This window comes from Ktedonobacter sp. SOSP1-52 (assembly GCF_016587395.1).
The window spans coordinates 978,210-996,277 of the sequence record NZ_BNJH01000002.1; the positions used below are offsets into that span (position 1 = coordinate 978,210).

At 53.7% G+C, this 18,068-nt stretch carries 11 protein-coding genes; 5 read left to right on the top strand and 6 right to left on the bottom strand.

The features are described from left to right. Nucleotides 1-115 precede the first annotated feature (115 nt). The 6 genes from JMJ16_RS19850 to JMJ16_RS19875 all read right to left on the bottom strand — a co-directional run bounded on the left by JMJ16_RS19850 (nt 116) and on the right by JMJ16_RS19875 (nt 11,185). Nucleotides 116-3,418, bottom strand: coding sequence for a type 2 lanthipeptide synthetase LanM family protein (locus JMJ16_RS19850; protein WP_201384289.1), 3,303 nt, complete (start codon nt 3,416-3,418; stop codon nt 116-118). Nucleotides 3,419-3,474: 56 nt separating this feature from the next. Beyond that, nucleotides 3,475-6,612: a type 2 lanthipeptide synthetase LanM family protein gene (locus JMJ16_RS19855; protein ID WP_201384290.1), complete on the bottom strand. Its 3,138-nt coding sequence runs from the start codon at nt 6,610-6,612 to the stop codon at nt 3,475-3,477. Nucleotides 6,613-6,764: 152 nt separating this feature from the next. Beyond that, on the bottom strand, nt 6,765-6,959 hold the full coding sequence (locus JMJ16_RS19860) for a mersacidin/lichenicidin family type 2 lantibiotic (RefSeq protein WP_201384293.1): 195 nt from the start codon (nt 6,957-6,959) through the stop codon (nt 6,765-6,767). A 64-nt stretch (nt 6,960-7,023) separates the two neighbouring features. Then, complete coding sequence (locus JMJ16_RS19865; RefSeq protein ID WP_201384294.1) at nt 7,024-7,218, bottom strand: hypothetical protein; 195 nt, start codon at nt 7,216-7,218, stop codon at nt 7,024-7,026. Nucleotides 7,219-7,418: 200 nt separating this feature from the next. After that, nucleotides 7,419-9,692: a peptidase domain-containing ABC transporter gene (locus tag JMJ16_RS19870; protein WP_201384295.1), complete on the bottom strand. Its 2,274-nt coding sequence runs from the start codon at nt 9,690-9,692 to the stop codon at nt 7,419-7,421. Between the two features lie 374 nt (nt 9,693-10,066). Then, nucleotides 10,067-11,185: a hypothetical protein gene (locus tag JMJ16_RS19875; RefSeq protein WP_201384296.1), complete on the bottom strand. Its 1,119-nt coding sequence runs from the start codon at nt 11,183-11,185 to the stop codon at nt 10,067-10,069. A gap of 636 nt (nt 11,186-11,821) precedes the next feature. Here JMJ16_RS19875 and JMJ16_RS19880 point away from each other — a divergent pair. The 5 genes from JMJ16_RS19880 to JMJ16_RS19900 all read left to right on the top strand — a co-directional run bounded on the left by JMJ16_RS19880 (nt 11,822) and on the right by JMJ16_RS19900 (nt 17,976). Next, nucleotides 11,822-12,358: an RNA polymerase sigma factor gene (locus JMJ16_RS19880; protein WP_201384297.1), complete on the top strand. Its 537-nt coding sequence runs from the start codon at nt 11,822-11,824 to the stop codon at nt 12,356-12,358. Between the two features lie 3 nt (nt 12,359-12,361). Then, nucleotides 12,362-13,207 carry a CHAP domain-containing protein gene (locus tag JMJ16_RS19885; protein WP_201384298.1) on the top strand — a complete coding sequence of 282 codons (846 nt, stop codon included), beginning with the start codon at nt 12,362-12,364 and terminating at the stop codon, nt 13,205-13,207. Nucleotides 13,208-13,324: 117 nt separating this feature from the next. Next, nucleotides 13,325-14,059, top strand: a complete 735-nt coding sequence (locus tag JMJ16_RS19890; RefSeq protein ID WP_201384299.1) for a CHAP domain-containing protein — start codon at nt 13,325-13,327, stop codon at nt 14,057-14,059. Nucleotides 14,060-14,218: 159 nt separating this feature from the next. Beyond that, a complete protein-coding gene (locus JMJ16_RS19895) occupies nt 14,219-16,780 on the top strand; it encodes a serine/threonine-protein kinase (protein WP_201384300.1) in 2,562 nt (853 codons plus the stop codon). A 113-nt stretch (nt 16,781-16,893) separates the two neighbouring features. Beyond that, complete coding sequence (locus tag JMJ16_RS19900) at nt 16,894-17,976, top strand: lactonase family protein (protein ID WP_201384302.1); 1,083 nt, start codon at nt 16,894-16,896, stop codon at nt 17,974-17,976. The last annotated feature ends 92 nt before the right edge of the window (nt 17,977-18,068 follow it).

The following is an 18,068-nucleotide window of genomic DNA, read 5'->3' on the forward strand; positions in this document are numbered from 1 at the left end:
TAGCTTTTCTGCGCGCTGAGAACACCCTTTCAAGATGGGACAGCCTTTAAAGAGTATGCTTTATAGTGTACAGGCCTCCTTCTTGGAGGAGGCCTGTACACTATAAGGGCGCTTATCAAGGTCTTTCTGCAATAGCGGGTGGTTCCAGGAGGAGCACAGATGGTACCCGTCCCGGGTCGGCAAGCCTGAGCAAGGTGTAGCCAATGCCTGCTAATCCGATCATCAGCCCTGGCGCTTCAATGTTGCGTGGAGTACCCAGACAGATTGTACCGGCTTCGACGCTTGCGAGCAGGCTTGAGGTGACAACATTCAGTCGAGCATTGTATTCCTCGGCCAGTGGATCACGCAGTACCCATCCAGCTAGCAAGAGCGCCTCCAGGTTGCCCGCATCGCCATGGGCCAGAGAGTGATTAGGACCAATCTGCTCGTGACTATACCCAAAACCCTCCTCGCTGGTGGTAACAAGCGCAGCGGTGATCTCCTGACGTAACGTGTTATCGTCAAGGTAGCGCAAGGATGCGAGTCGCCCCAACGCAATCCCAGGGGCGCCATGCGCCCACGACATCCCATATCTCTGTGCCTGTGCCGAGGAGCCTGGCTGCTTGCGCAGGTCTCGCCAGTTGCGCACCTCCGGCACATACAGGCTACGCTCGTATGCAAGTGCCGCCAGGGCAGCCTGCCGAAAACGTTGCTGACCGCTCACCTCCGAGAGTCGAAGCAAGCTCCAGACAATGCCCGCTGTTCCACGCGCAAAACCCGCCAGCGGGACCTCCTGGCGCAGCGTCTTCCAGCTTGATCCTTGCGCACTGTGCTGAGTCTGTGCTAGCAAATGATCACCGCAGCGCTCAGCCATAGCCAGCGTCTCTGCTGTCGGAGCCACGGTATAAAGGCTCAGCAGACTGGCAATCCCACCGGCGCTCCCATCCACCAGGTCATAGCGCTCATCCTTCTTCAATACGTCCGGAAACAACTGAACCAGTCCCTCAGCCTCCTGCAAGAACGTGGAGTCACGCCAGAGGATGGCCAGTTGCGTGAAGAGATAGATGCCTGACCCCCAACCATTGAAGCCTCCCACGCAATAGTGGTCGGGATGGGCCGTAAGCCTGGCAAGCTCACAGCGAAACGTCTTGAGGGCACGCCTGGCCAACTCCGTGTAGCCCAAGTTCTCGGTGAGCGCTCCCAGATAGCCCAAGAAGAGGATGATACCTGGCAGGCCATTGTAGAGATCGGCTCCAGCCAGTGCCACACCCCAGTCACGATCCATCACGAAGGAGAGTCCAATCCAATCTGCCATATCGTCTTTCACAATCGCGCTCGCGCAAAGGCGATCTCCAAGCACCTGTGCCCCCCTGAGTAGCCTCTCACGCTCAGGGAAGGGGCACGCCTGCCCGGCGGGAGGCTGCCCACCAGAGATGGAAAGAGCCATGAGCGGTACACTGGCAAATGAGGCACGAATCAGCCAGATCTGCCGCTCCAGGTCCTCCTCATCGAGAGCCGCAAGACGCTGCCTAACTATGTCCAGGCTCGAAGTGGCAAAGAAGTCTGGAATGCGCTCGCCTCGGCTTGTGAAGAGATCACAACTGGCTGGACGCGTTGTAAACATCGGGATATCGCCTTGCCAGAGGTCCGCACGCTCAGCGGCAATGAGCCTGGCCAGGAGTGGTTGTTGCTCAACCTCTGTCCACAAACCATCAAAGAAGCGTTCGCGCTTCAACGCATCCCGCAACATATTGGGATGAAAGCTTTCGGTAAGCAATATCCCATAGGTCCTGGTAGCGCGCGCCACAAAGCGAATCTCACCCTGCGCGAAAAGTGAGAGGTATTCACGCGCAATACGCTCCTGGTGACGTACGAGGAAATGGTACATAGCGTGAAAACCGCTCACAATATATTCAAGGTAGTCAACGGCCTGTATAGGACGCCCATTGAGACGTGGGAGGTTATTTCCGCCTCGCATCTCAATATGCTCACGTACCAGCTTCATCTCATCGCTCGCCACGTCTTCCCAGCGCGCAACCGGGTGAGGACTCAGCCCCTCTCCACTCCCTAACCCGCTTAGATCAACTCCCTCAAAGGCTTCTGTGGACCAGAAACGCTCTGGCAGCAGGGCGATACGCCGTACAGAGTGATCAAGAATGTGGTAGGCTGGGCGCTTGGCCACGCCATCCTCATTGAGGGCCCAGCGAGGATGAAAGAGCGCCTCCAGGTCCACCAGAACAGGATGCTCGCCTGCAGCCAGGACATTTTCTCCGTGAAAATCGCTGGCGTCCAGGGCATAGAGCAGAGCCAGGTATCGCCCCTGCCGTACAAAAAAGCGTTTTACCTCTTCTTCAGAACTGCACTCAGGGGTTGTCACAAACTCCGACCAACCATAGGTTTCGCGATCAAGAAGTTTCAGGGTGCGAAACGCTGGTCCTTCCCCCTGCCCATTTAGCCATTGGAGCAGTTGTTGAAAATGCACGTCAATTGCCAGCGATTTTGGCTTGTACACCAGTTGCAAGCCAGAACGGAACTTCAGCAGCATTACGCTGCGCCCACCACGATGCGTATCGCCCGCGCTCCCCCCAATTTCGACGAGTGGTCCAGGCTCACTCTCAGGAGAGAAGAGAGCACACATCTCGTCCCAATCCGCATAGAGGCGCGATACGAGTTCCAGGCTGCATAGCACCCAGCGATCCATGGCTACAAGAAATTGCCGAGCTAGAACGCAATACTCCTGCAGAAAAGCGATCAGGTGCTCACGTTGGCACAGGCGCTGGATGTAGCTATGGAAGCGCTCCTGCGGCGTCTCACCCTGTAACTGGCCTCGTAGGCGCGCAATATTAAGTTCCAGGACTAGTGTCTTGCTTATTTTAGGCATAATCTGCTGGACAAAGTTCGGCAGAAGAAGCTCCATGATATGCTGCTGATCAAAGGGGAGAGAGCCATGAGCAAGCTTCTCTATTCCCGCACGTAGTCGCGCAATCCCCGGGCGCATCAGTGAGGTAAATGGCAACAGGAAGGCAACCGCCTCCGACTCTGGTATCGCCTCGGCAAGCAGCCGCGCTATGTCCTCGCCCGGCGTAGGATCAAGAAGCGCGTTGCTCAATTCTACCATCCATTCAGGTGGATAGGGTTGCGAGAGCCGGGCCTGTAGAGACTCAAGCGGTTCGCCAAGCAGGGTCAGCAGGTCTTCTTCCGTAAGGCCATCCATCTCCAGCCGTTGGGTAAAAAATGTCCCTGTATTGAAGGGCGCCTGGTCTCGCCAGCGTTGAAATTTCTTCTGGGCCTGCTCAAGCTTGCTCCGGTCCGGCACAGGTGATGGCTCAGTACGTAAACATGACATGCTTCGCTCGCTTAATAGCGCGGCGTTATACCAGCCAGGAGCCTGCCACAAAGGACTTGTTGCCTGGTCTGTTTGGACTGGGGTAGTTTCCATATGCTAGTTCCTCTTTCCCTTCAAGACAAAAGACAGGATGGCTTTACGTGAGTGAACTATTCCCACAGCAGCACCGAGGGGAGTTTTTGTGGGGAGGCCAGGCGCAAGAGGGTATAGCCAATGCCTGCCGTTCCATGAAAGAAGACCGGGTTGGGCACCCATTTCGGCAACAGGTCGTTCAGGGCCAGGCCACCTCTACGCTGTGCTCGGGCCAATATCTCCTTCGTCTGCCTAAGCGCGGCATCCGCCAGGTCAGAACGTTTTAGGCGTTGAGCCGCTGTCCACAAGATCTCGACACGACCAAAGTTGCCACAACAGATGTGGTCGTCACCATAGATCCCCGCCTTCTGTGTGGTCTCCAACGCGACCTCAATATCGCGTCGAATCTGTGCATTATCGAGACAACCCAGACCACCCAGGCGCGCGAGGCCAATGCCAGGAGCGCCATGACACCAGGTTGAAAGCACGACTGGTTTCCCTGCCTCGTCCTCAACAAGTTCGTCGGCCCAGTTACCCAGGGTGGGGAGAAAGGCTGCATCCTCATAGGCGAGGGCCTCCCTTCCCGCCTCTAACAAAGTGGGGTCACGCGTGACCTCGTAGAGCCTGGTCAGGGCATAGACGATACCAGCCGTTCCATGCGAAAAGCCTGTAGAGTGTCGCTTGTTCAGCGTTGGCCACGCGAGGCACCCGACCATGCTGGCCGTCCGCTGGCGCAGAAGATGCCGAGCACAGAGGATGGCTCGTTCCAGAATCTCCTGGTCATGCGACACCTCATAGAGCGCCAGTAAACCGAGAATAGCCCCAGCTGAACCAGCGATAACATCGAGCGCGAGATCGCGTGCGATGCGTTCACGCGTCACCAGGCTTGCGGCCTGGGTCGCTACTGTGTAGAGTTCTGGTAGGTCTAGAAATTGAGCAATGCGCGTCAGCGTATAGACCAGCGATCCCAGGCCAAGCGCGCCACCAATGCCCATTTCGTGCGCGAGCGTCTCACCCTCATGTTGCAACGCTTGACGCAGCGTGAGAGTGGCTCCCTGCGCCAGGCGATGATAGGTTTCATTTCCTGAAAGTTGGGCGGTAGCGGCCAGGAAGAGTGCGATTCCACTCAGGCCATTCAGGAGGCTATAACGGACGGGCTGGAGCTGATAGCGCCTGGAGCGCATCTGGTACTCTGGCGCAAGCCAGGTGATACAGCCATGAGGCAATTCTATGGCCTGCTCCGCAATGCGTTCCGCGATAGCCAGTGCCTGCCTGATAAGCACCTCACGCTCAAGACTAGGGCTTCCCTGGCGCTCCTCGCCGTCGATGTGATATATACGCGCAACGCACTTCTCTCCCAGCGTTCCAAGCAAGAATCCCTCCTGGCGGCGCATATCCTCAATATCAAAGTTCCGCAGTCGTTCAAGCACCAGCGTAAAACAGGAATGATAAAAACAGTTGGCGATGCTTTGTGTCTCGTCAAGGAAAAGCGTGGTACCATCTGTAGGCACCGTAAAAAAGGGCATATCTGCGCGTAATAGTGCCGTCTCTTCAGCGCGTTGGACTGGCAGCCAGTGTGCGAGATCCCCCTGTTCCCACAGGTAGTACTCGACAGGGATGGGATGTCGGCGCGGCGACTCCAGGAGTACCTGTCGCTGCACCTCATCGCGCAAGCGCTCCACGAGTAGTAGTTGTTGGAAGAGCGCGTGGTACACCCGGTCAGGGCGATAAACGAAACGCGCGAACCGCCCTCTAAAGGCGTGGAGAGGACTTCCAGGGGTAAGCAGGGTTTCACGTTTCCCCATCAACCACTGATACATATCAACAAAACCCGTAGCGAGAATGTCGCGATACGCTTCCAGGCGCAAAGGGAGCCCATTATACCTCGGTACATGCGCGCGTTCACGCATCTTCACCACCCCATATTTGAGCGGCAAGGGACGATACTCATGTACACCTTCAAATTTGAGATTCGCCGCCTCCTTGCTCCGACCAAAGCCACTGATATCCATATACATCTCACCCACCCGTGAAGGTCCATCATGTGGAGTAAGTTGATCCCAACTGGCAAGGAGACCTGTATGCAGAACAGAGTATGTGCCTTCTTCCCAATTAGTGCCGGGAAGGATTGCTCGTGGCTCGGGGTTGACAAAGGGCTGGAGAAGAGCGCTCGCGTCAACCAGGACAGGATGTTCGCCATGCGCGACGATGTGATCATAGAAACACTGCTTGCCTCCCAGCATATACGCCAGGCAGAGCAGTATCCCTGCGCGCCGATAGAACTTCTGCCCCGCCTGCTCATTTTCACACTCGACGTGCGCGACATACTCCATCCAACCGTAAGAGCCGCGTGGTACAACCGTCACAATTTTGAAGGGAGGCTCTATGCCCTGCTCATTACACCAGGCAAGCAGGCCAAAGTAGCTCGCTTCCATGCCAATGTCCCTAGGTTTATATACCAGCTTGCAGCCCGAGGCAAAGGTTAAGGCCATGGCCATACGTCGACCATGATGGGGATTAGAGAAGGCAGGTTGGAGAGCAACGACCTGGCCCAATGCTCGCCCATCTGCGAAACTCTCTTGAAGAAGCTCCTGGTCATCTGCCAATCGCCTGATAAATGTACAGGCGTTGTCGATCCAGGCCTCCACCGTTGTAGCCAGGAGGCGAGCCAGGACGCTATAAGAACATAGAAAGCTTGCCAATCCGCCTCGTGCGGCTTGCTGGAGAAACTGCTGATAGAATCCCTGCTCATCGAGAGGTTGAGCCTGCTGCCTATACTGGCTGGAGAATTCGGTATAGAGCGCCTGCACTGCCAGCGAAGTAAGCACCTGGAGCAAGTGTAGCTTGAGGCTAGTATGAGCCTCCTGAGTGAGCAAATGATACCAGGGGCCAGACTGCTCAACGTAACGCTGGTGCCCAACCATGACAAAGGGGAGCAAGAGTTCTACGAAGGGAGAAGGCTTCTCGGCAGCAGTTTTATACCATTGGTCCTGCTCACCCAGGTAGGTCTCGGCGGGAGTGCTTTCTATATACTGCACAATGTCCTGTAAAAACACTGCCCAGGCAGGGAGAAGGAGATCTTCGCGCAGGTACGGTGGACTTAGCAGCCGTACAGCATCCTGCGACTCGTCTGGGATAAAGCCACTGCATTGCCTCTCGGCAAGTGTACTGGCAGCGCTCACAATGGCATGCAGATCAGCGTGGGAGAGAGGCATTGATAATGGCCCATCCTTTCTTCTACAAAGGGATTTAGCACCATACTGACAATAGGCTGAAACCGCCTGGAGGAAGGGTCGCCAGCATAGTATCCAACGGCCCTTCCTCGCAGGCAGAGCTAGTGAAGAAAAGGTGACAGATTGTGAGATTACTAAATGGCAGAGAGCTTACAGGTGGGGTTACAAACCAATGAAGTTTCTTCACAGGTCACAGTACAACGCAGTCCGCCGATCACTTCCTGCAACTCCTCTTCCGTGAGTTCCTGGCCCACCGGGTTCGCCGGAATATGAGCCTCTAATGCGGTCTCCTCGGACTTCCAGGCTTTAACGATCTCTTCAATACTCATAGCGGTTATTTCCTTTCTGCTTTATTCTGCTTTAATTTTGCTTTACTGGAGTGTGCTCTACATCTTAAGGTTGGATCTTGGAAGGGCCTGGGCGGCAGTCCAGTGAACTGTCAAGGCAGGTCATCGTACACATCATCCCGCCCACAGTCTCCAGGAGTTCCTCTTCTGAGAGTTCCTGGCCTACCGGGTTCGCCAGAACGCTTGCCTCAAGAGCCTGCTCTTCAGACTTCCACGCCTTGATGATCTCTTCAATACTCATTTTTCACCTCCTTTCTCCGCATTTTTTGAGGTTCGCCCAGTTTTTGTCACTCTTATGCGACATATTTCTAGATGCGATACCAATCTATGGCAACGGCAGAATGTCTTACGCACAACCCGTCATCATAGTTGCTTAAAAAGGTGCTTAAGCGAGAGACGGTGTCACAGAACGCGTTTCCATTCACACCGGAATGCCCGGAGTTACTCGTTTCTCAGTGCGCCATGAGCCAGTTGGTGCTCAATTAATTGCGCATAGTATCCATTCTGCCGGAGCAGCGCCTCATGGGTTCCCTGCTCAACCACGCGCCCCTGTTCAAGAACCAGGATCAGGTCAGCATTGCGAATGGTGCTGAGGCGATGGGCAATAATAATCTGTGTGCAAGCCAGTTCGCGCAGGTTTTGCTCGATGAGATGCTCGGTCGCGACATCCAGGGCGCTCGTGGCTTCATCAAGCAGGAGCAGCGCGGGTGAATTCAGGAGGGCGCGCGCAAGCGCTATGCGCTGGCGCTGGCCGCCCGAGAGGGCGTTGCCTGCCTCAGCTACATAGGTCTCATAGCCCATGGGCATGCGTACAATATCCTCGTGGATGGCTGCCAGGCGCGCGACCCTGACGACTGCGTCATGATCAATCCCTGGCCTATTCAAGGTAATGTTATCCCGTATCGAGCCACTAAAGAGGTTTGACGACTGGATCACAACCCCAAATTGGGAGCGTACCGCCTGGTAGTTCAGCGTATGTAATGGCCTGTTGTCGAAGAGAATCTCCCCTTGCGTCGGCAGATACAGACCCAGGAGCAAGTTTCCCAGCGTGCTCTTGCCCGATCCCGTACGCCCTACAATAGCCACTTTCTGGCCCGCCTGAATAGTCACATTGATATGGTGTAACACCTGTGGCGCGTGCGAATCATAGCGAAAACAGACATCTTCGAGACGCACACTGCCTGTCAAACGTGGAGGAAGCGCTACTGCGCATCCCTCCTGTTCTGGAGCGGTCTCCATTACATCAGCAATGCGCTCCAGGTGCGAGTGAATAAGTTGCAGGCTCTGCCCATTCGTCACCAGGGTGACAAAGGGAATGAGGCAGGCGGTACTTAGAGCATTCAAGGCCAGCATGGTGCCAACCTGCAGTGTACCAGCAAGCACCTGCCAAGTTCCAAACCAGAGCAAGGCAACAGGCGCGAAGACGCGTACCGTGGTCAGGATCGCATTGATGATCGTTGAAAGCATGTTACGCCGCACGGATACATTCATCTGCTCATAGAAGAGATTGGACCAGCGTTCAAGTGCCTGCTGCTCTGCGCCCATAGACTTGAGCGTCTGTATGCCAACCAGCACCTCTGCCATATAGCCCTCCGCCTTCCCCTGAGCCATCAACTCACGATGCGAGAGGCCGCGTACCTGACGGTTTGTCGCCAGTAAGAGTAGAAACTGGAGCGCGCCAATGCCCAACACCAGAAGACCGAAACCTGGAGATTGAGATAACAAGATGATGAAATAGACAATGGCAAAACTGCCATCGAGTACCGTTGAGATGAGTTGGTTACTAATCGTCTCGCGAATAACCAGATTGCTATTCATGCGTGCGAGAATATCACCGCTGGACCGTTGCTGGAAGAAGCGCTGCGGCAACGCCAGGAGATGCTCAAAGAAGTCAAGCATCATGTGCCTGTCAATGCGTGTCTGCAAGTAGAGCAAAACCGAGCCACGTAGGAACGTCGTCGCCAGTTGTGCGAGCAACAGAATCCCCATGCCAATACCCAGCAGCACCAGAACGTCTCGCAACGTATGAGGGATAACCTGGTCGATCACGACCTTGGTCAGCACGGGAATCGCCAGGCCAAAGAGTTGAAGCAGCAACGAGGCCGCGATAATCTGGAGAAGTGCTACAGGTGATTGTTGTACATATTTTCTGGCATAGGCGCGCAACCTTACGCTCACATCAGAGCCCTGACGGGAAAAATCAGCCCCTGGTTCTAGCAAGATGGCGATCCCCGTAAAGCTCTGTTGAAACTCCTTCATGGAGACACGAGTTCGCCCGCAAGAGGGATCGACTACGTCCAGAGCGGTAGCCGACCAGCGTTCAACAACCAGAAAATGATTAAAGTTCCAATGAATAATGGCTGGCAAGGGCAGAAAACGCACCTCTTGCTCAGAAACGCTGATTGCACGTACGCGCAGGCCATAGGAACGGGCCGCGCTTACAATAGCAGAGGCAGAGAGGCCATCTCGGCCCGGACCACAACGCTCCACGACCTCCGCGACAGTGGTTACGCGTCCATAGTAGCTGAGAATCATAGCCAGGCAGGCGGCGCCACACTCTACCATTCCCATCTGCATACGTACTGGTACGCGCCGCCGAAACTTAAACAGAATCGCGGGTGGCGAGGCAACGCGAAGGAGAATATCTTTCTCCCTTCTTCGCGTATAATGCTCCAAGGCTGTCCGGCGAAAGATGCCGCGTTTCTCCTCTGACATGGTACTGCATTCCCTCTTTTTGCTCTTTCGTTCGCTCTCGAGTACCTTCAAAGTCTAACGCACAAAACGGCAAATTCCACCTGTAGAATTACTGGTTCATGAAACGGGAGATATAGCCAGCCAGGAGGAGACAAAGCCGGTAGAATTACTGGTTTCTCTAACGTAGCGAGGGGCGATGCCAGGCAAGCCCCTCGCTACTGTCTCTCTATCAGGACCATGCCCCTCAGTGACGCCCGAGTACTCACCACCAAACTGCATATATATCGTTATGCTCAGTGAGCACTCAAAGTGTGAGAAGACACTCTCATGTCTTCTCACACTTTTCACGCTTTTCATTAAAAAGGATCAAGCTCATCTTTCCTGAGCTGGTTTCCTCATCCCTGCCGAAGTTGAGGCATGGGGACAGGAATGGTATAGGTCTGCCCCCCTACGCCTACTCCTCCTTCGCAGCTATTTGGAGGGGTTGTACAGGTACCTCGCGCTGAAGGACACTCGGCAGCCCAGAACATATAGCCCAGCATCCCACTCGTGGTCCCTGCTCCGTTAGGAGCCACCGAATGCACATAGCTGCCAGTGGTATCTATGAGCGATCCACTGAAATGGTAGCATTCCGGCTGAACGGCCCCGTTGGCACTGGTAATATAGAGACCTCCGGTGAACTTGGCTGGAGCAAGTGGGGGAATCGGGGGGCTATACTGTGGCTTGCCATCAATATGTTCTTGCCAGTTCGCCTCGGCACTGCTCGCACTGCTTGGCTGCTTACTCGGCACCATGGCATTGGCATAATCGAGTATAGGAGTCGAAGTTGTAAGCCAGGATGTGGTCGCTTTCGTCGTCAAGCCTGATAACCACCGATCGCCAGCGGCCAGGTCTATGGTTAAGCGCGCAGCGGGATTGCTCCCCGTCACATCATAGGGCTCTACAGAACGATAGGCATCAATGAACGCTTGCAGCCCCGTCAAATTGGGTGAGCTTGACTCCTCATAATCAATCTCGATGCCCACTCCCAATTGTTGAGCGACCGCTGCCGCGTTAAGCCCTAACTGGGTGGGATTGGTGGCAAGTGCCTGATTCCAGGCACTGACATAGGTAATCCCGCCGATGGAGAGCATAACACGGATATTATGACTCTTGAAATAGTTCACGATATCCGCTGTCATCCCAATGGGAAGGCCCTGCGTCGTTTGCGTATCTGTGGTCTTATTGAGCAATTTGAGCGGTTGAACGAAACTCAAGACCACCAGGTTTACCGAGGGAACACCATCTCCTCGATCAATAAGCCAATGATTTTTGCTATCGAACTCAGTCACACTGCGTACCGTTCCCCAGAGGCAGCCATCGTTACTACACTGCCAGGCACCATAGACCGAGATCGGGGTAGAAGTGGCGGCTCCTACATGAGATGAGGCTTTACTAAAAGGAACGTGGATAAAGAGCAGAAACAGCGCCGTACAAATGCCTAGTGCATGAGCTACGAGCTTTTTGTGTGGCATTCTCTCCTCCTCAAAAATAAAGGATTTGCATACATCAAACAAAACGTTCATAAAATGAAGCGAAAAGAGGTCCTGCAACCTCCAGCTGTGTGGCATACCCATTCGCTATCCGAGGTGGTATCACCCCAGATAGCAACTGTTGAGCCGATGCGAACCATCTTAGGGGTAGCTGACCTGGTCAGCGACATTGGTGCTGGAGTTCGATGGACCGCCAGTTGTGTTGATAATGTGAGTAATCGTGCCAGTTCCGCTCAGCGTGACGGTGTCACCGGCGAAAAGAAAGAGAGGAACGGAAACAAAGGGGAATTTTTGGGAAAGGAATAGACATATTTCCTCCTTGAAATATCTAGCAAACACGGCATTTTCTGTTAGCAAACTCTTGCCTGGAGGCCTTTCCGCTTCATGCGTACTTGTTCACCTGGCATTTCGCTCACATCATGCAAAATAATCTCCAGGGAAAGCATACCATGCTTCTAAGCATAAGGTCAATATATCTATACCACCATACAAGATCTCGTAACGGTGAGTTTTGGCACTTGATCTTTTACGCCTTAGGGAGAAAAAGCATATTTTTCGAATGTTATAATTTCCCGTTTTTTGCGATAGAAAGGAGAGATCTCAAAAGGTAGGGAAACAATGAAGAAAGGATTCACTGTAATAGAGCAGGATAGAAGCGCACTACTCTATAAACGGCAGGCGCCTGCCATTCTCGCCTATTTCTATCGGCAGACCGCTTCCTGGGATGACGCTGAAGATCTTCTTGTCGAGGTCTTTTTGTCTGCTCTGGAAAATCAGCGTTTTCGAGTCATCTCCGAGGAAGAGCAAGAACGCTGGCTGTGGAAAGTTGCACACAATAAGGCGGCGGATTACTTCCGCCGCCTCAAACGGCAAGCTAGCCTACCGCTCCATGTAGAGACAATCGAAGCCGTTCTTGCAGACACGGCTCTGACACCGGAGAATCGTTTGTTACGACAAGAAACATATGCTGATTTGGATGCCATGCTCAAGACATTACCCAAAATCCAACAGGATATGTTGGAACTGCACTTTGTCCATGGACTCAGCGTGAAACAGATCGCGGCGGTCTTTGAAAAAAATGAGGGAGCCATCAGAATGCTCCTCTTTCGTACGCTCAAACACCTACGAATCATCTACACAAAAACGGCGAGGTGATCAATGACAGAACATAATCCAGACTTTCACCCAGAAAAAGAAGAGAAAGATATTGAACAATACTTCCACCATCTTTCATCCGAAGACGCACAACTGCTAGATGATTTGCGCAATCACTATAGCTTGATGAGTGCGCGTAGCACACGCATCCTCGCACATGCCTGGGAGCGCATTCAACAGGAGCAGCCATCATTGCAAGATGAGAACATGAACGTGTTCATTTACCCAACCAGTGAGATAAAAAGAGAAGGACGTCTGAAAGTCGCCTCAAAGAAGGTAGGTTGGCTGAGACAATTAGTAAACGTACTGGTAGCAGCGATACTCCTGATAGTTATCGTTGGAAGCATGGGACTGGTCTCAAGTTATTTTCGCGCACAAACTAGCACAGGGCATAGGGATAAGATCGCCATCACAGCAGTCACTCCTTCGCCAAGGAAGGGGACAACTCCTGGTACACAAGGAGGTCAATCGTCCTCAACTGGAGAAAAGTCTCTTGACTGGCCCGTTGGACATGATACCTACTGGGCCAATCGTCGCTATCATCAATTAACTGGTTACTGGATAGCCTGGCACGGAGACGCGAACCAATGGGTCTCTGGCGCACAAGCCGCAGGTTGGCAAGTTTCACAAACACCACACTTTCCCTCTATCATCGTACTGATGCCATCTGTACAGGGTGCAGGCGAACATGGACATGTCGGGGTGGTCGAGACTCTTGGCACCACCAGCAGTTCTACAACGATACACACCAGCAACATGGATTGGTACATCAATGGAGGCGGTTTAAATCTTTTATCATACGCCGATTTCACCGTTGGGACGGGTGTCTATTTTATCTGGCACCCTTAATTATTGCGCGTAATGAGCTTTATACCAACCAACCAGCCTGGCGTGTGTGCTACAGTCGCGCCAGGCATGCACTCTACGTCCACCGTTCATGCAACAACAAGGATGTGAGCAATAACAATGAAGGATTCACTCTTCAGTTCGGAGCCTCGCAGAGCAAGCCATACCACCGTATTACGCGATCCAGTTGTCATCAAACCAACAAACACCAAGAGCTCCCCGCCTCGTCACTCGCAAGGGCAGCGCATCATTATCCAGATCGCAGTTACTTCGCTTTTCATCATGCTTCTCGCCGTGACGCTGCTTGCAGCAACAACGAGTGGACAGGCTGAAACTGGCTCTGGGAATGTTTTCAACAGCGTTAGCCATCTCTTTGACTCCAAGAACGACAATTCAACGCTGTTAGCTCAACAGGCTGCAACAGCGACAGCAGTGACCCAAGATGGCTTTGATGGAGGCAATCAGTCATATGCTGGAGTGAATGGAGGCCCGGTCCTAGATGGTACAGGTAATCATTTTTTCCAGGGACAATGCACCTACTGGGCGGCCTTCCGTTTCCACCAAATACACATGGTGTGGGTTCCCTGGCTAGGCAATGCCTGGGAATGGTTGGGGCAAGCACAGCGCTATGGCTGGAAAGTTTCCGCCCAACCCACTGTCGGCGCGATCCTTGTACTGCAACCTAACGTTCAGGGGGCAGGTGCCTATGGCCATGTAGCCATCGTGGAGAAGATTAACACGGACCATACTGTGTATATCAGCCAGTATAACTGGCAGGGAGGCTTTGGTCAGCTTTCTAACTGGAATTTTTCATATCCAGACTATCCCAGGGTAGCCTTCATTAGCTTACCGTAGGTATGTTCTTTTCCCGTGATAAGAAGCGATGCCAGGCCTGGCAAGAGCGTGAGCAGCCCTTGACGAGTTTTCTAAATCAACCTTACAATGTTTCTGCATATAAAGATAAAAACCAGGCAGGAACGCTCCTGCCTTAAGCAGCGTTGTGGAGGATACAGAATGCTCACGGCCATTGCTTCTCAGATCGGCCCCTATCGCCTCAAACGCCAGATTGGTTCAGGCGGCTTTGGGAAGGTATTTCTCGCGGAACACACCGCAAAGCAGACTCAGGTCGCTCTCAAAGTACTCCATACGTTCTCTGATGATGGCGAGGAAGAGAAAGAAGCCTATGCAGAGGCGGTCGTAGCCTTTCAGCAGGAATTCCGTATATTGCAACAAATGCAACACACTCATATTGCGCATGTGCTGGATGGACAGTTGGAAGGCGAAACGCCGTATGTGGCGATGGAGTACTGCTCCTATGGAGCCTTTGCGCGTCGCTATCCTCTGGGAGTAATTTTCCCGCTGGCCTTAATTGTCTCACGCGTGCGCCAGATCGCGTCAGCACTGCATTACGCTCATGAACTGGGAGTAATTCATCGCGATGTGAAACCACAAAACATGTTGTTTGGGGTCAACGAGGAAATCTTGCTCAGCGACTTTGGACTGGCAGCACTTACGCACAAGGGTGACGGTGGTCCCGATGACCCCTACCGCTTCTCCGGCACCCTGTACTATATGGCGCCTGAGCAGTTCTTCGGGTCTCCGGTCCCCAACAGCGATCAATATGCTCTCGGCGTGACCGTCTACAACTGGTTAAGCGGCAACTTTCCTTTTTATGGATCGACCCACCAGTTTGCCGCGTATTTCCAGGGAGCAACGCCACCCATACCATTGGGCGACCAGGTTCCCGATCTGCCCGCTGGCGTTGAAGCAGTAATCATGCGAGCCCTGGCGATAAACCCCGATGAGCGTTATCCCAACGTCATGGCCTTCGCAGATGCCCTGGAAGAAGCCAGTCAGATCAAAGCAGATTTCTATGCCCTGCCCATTGGCTGGGCGCAGAAAGCCAGTGCCCAGCTTTGGGCTGACCAGGCACTGGTGCTCCATGACGCCAAACGCTACGAGGAGGCCAAAGAGGCCTGTAGCCGTGCGCTAGCGCTCAATCCCCGTTTCTACGAGGCCTATGCCCATCGAGGTTTGATCAAATATGAGCTCAAAGACTACGTTGCGGCGCTAGAAGATCTAAATCATGTGATTAAGCTCTCTCCCGACCTACAAGTCGCGTATAAATATCGCGCCCTGGTCTATCACAAGTTAGAACAATTTGAGCAGGCCATCGCCGACCAGACCCACATCCTTGAACGTGATGATGCGGACGCCGTTATGTATAATAATCGCGGCTATGCCTATCAAAGGTTGGAGCAGTTCCAGGCGGCGCTCGCGGACTTTCAGCAGGCCATCACGCTTTTCCCGCGTTTCGCCCTCGCATATGCCAATCGGGCCTCAGTTTATCGTGAACTTGGCGAAATTCAGGAGGCGCAGGACAATATCCAGCAAGCCCTGGAACTGGAACCAACCCTGGTTCTCGCGTACAACGAGCAGGCAATGCTTTTTCATAAGCTTGACAGGCACGAAGAGGCACTGGCCAGCATCAGGCAAGCACAGGAAATAAACCCACATGATACTCACACCTGGGTCGCGCTGGGTGGGATTTCTTATGATCTTGAAGAGTATGAGCAGGCCCGTATCGCTTTTACCCGGGCGTTGGAACTGGAGCCGGCATCTGCTGATGGCTGGTATCTCCTTGGTTGCATATCTATCAAGCTCGAGGATTACCCACGTGCGTTAGAAGAGCTTTCGCAGGCAGCGAAGGTTCGTCCAACCTACACACATGCCTATCATGAGCGCGCCCTGCTGTTGTATACCATAGAGCAATATGAACAGTCGCTGGCGGAATTTGAGAAAGCGTTTGAACTCGATCCGACAAATGCAAAGTACTGGTCTGAGTTCACCTCGCTGCTCCTCAAACTGGGGGGAAACGACCTGGTTCGAGACATGTTGCTACGCGTCATTCAGCGCCATCCAACGCTCTCCGAAGCCTGGTTTCAACTGGCATCGTGTTCCGCGTATAACGACCGTTTTGTCTCAGCGCACCAGCAATATAGTAGAGCACTTAAATTCAATCCCCATAACGCCTTTGCCTACGCTATGCGCGCCCTGTGCAACCTGGAGATGAAGCACTATAATAGCGCGCTCGTCGATTGTCGCAGAGCCAACACGCTTGATCCCGGGCACTATCTCCCCTGGCAGACGCGCGGAAACGTTTTTCTGGCAATCGGTCAGAATGACAGGGCCTACCAGGCTTTCAGCCAGTTGATTGAAAGAAACCCAGATGATGCAGCCAACTGGCAGACACGCGCCACAGCCTCGTATCAAGCACACAATTATGCGCAGGCCATTGCCGACTGCACCCAGGCGCTCATGTTGGATGAAGAACTCGCGGAAGCCTATCTGACCCGAGCACAGAGCCAGCGAGAACTCGCGCATCTTACTGAGGCCGTAGCGGATTACCAAACCTATCTTGCCGCCAGATCCGAAGATACAGATGCCTGGAGACAATTGGGGCAGGTCTATGATAGGCTGGGTGATTCTGAGCACGCGCAGACCGCGTATCAGCAGGCCGAGCAACTAATGACGTCGTCGCAGACAGTGGTCGAGCAACAGAGCGAAGGCAAGTAACAGGTAATGATTGCACAAAGCAGCCATGCGGTATGACATAATACTCTCTTAGAAAGCACGCCGCCTGTGATGATATAACGCGCTTTCGCATATCCACGGTTTAGGAGCATTAAATGACAAATTCCCACTATACAGTCTATGTTGGCAGCTATGCCACCGCCGATACACCCGGCATTCATGCCTTTACCTTTGACACGACAACTGGAATATTGACGGCCAAAGGGTCCTCTGCTGGCATTGCGCATCCATCCTTTATTCTCGCTCACCCCAACCGGCGCTGGCTCTATGCGGTAAGTGAACAGGGTGAACAGGTAGATGGCAAGGCTGGCGCGGTCTGGGGGCTGGCACTGGATAACATCGGCGCGCAGGCGACTTCGCCCCTCTTAAACAGCCAGGCCAGCGGCGGCAACTGGCCCTGTCACCTGGCGCTGGATGGCAGCGGCAAGTGGCTGGTCGCATCCAACTATGGCAGCGGAACGGTCGCTGTCTTTCCCATTCAGGATGACGGCAGTCTTGGCGCAATAAGCGAACATATCCAACACCATGGAAGCGGACCAAACCCAGAGCGACAGGAGGGTCCACATGCACACTCTGCGATCTTTACGCCTGATAACCGCTTTCTGATCGTGGCAGACCTGGGAATTGATCAGCTTGTCATCTATGCCTTTGATCCTGTTAAAGGAAGCCTCAAAGCGCACGCACAGATTCACGCCCGGCCTGGAGCCGGTCCTCGCCATATGGCTTTTCATCCCCAGCGTCCACAACTCGCGGTCGCATGCGAACTAGATAACACCGTTATCATCTACGACTACACTGTGGAAGACTGTCACCTCGAAGCACGCCAGGTACTCGAAACGCTATCGCCAGGCTCCCCTGAAAGTGCGGTCGCCGATATTCACTTTGCCCCTTCAGGCGAACGGCTCTATGTCTCGAATCGAGGCCATAATAGCATCGCAGCTTTTACCGTTGCCCCAGATGGAGAGTGGCAGCGCCTGGCAACTGCGCCCACGGGCGGCGATTGGCCCCGCAACTTCGCCATCGCGCCCAATGGGCGCTTCTTGCTGGTCGCGAACCAGTATAGCGGCGAGATCACAATCCTCCCAGTAGTAGAGAGCGAACAAGCCCTCGGAGAACCCGTGGCCAGAGTAGCCGTTCCAGGGGCATCATGCATACAATTTGTGAGCAGAGAGAGCTAGATTATGCAAGTTTGACCGATTTGTTGTAATAGCTCCTGGTTAGAGTTGTGTCCAGCCCGCGATGGCGAAGGGACCCGCGAGATAGAGCATCG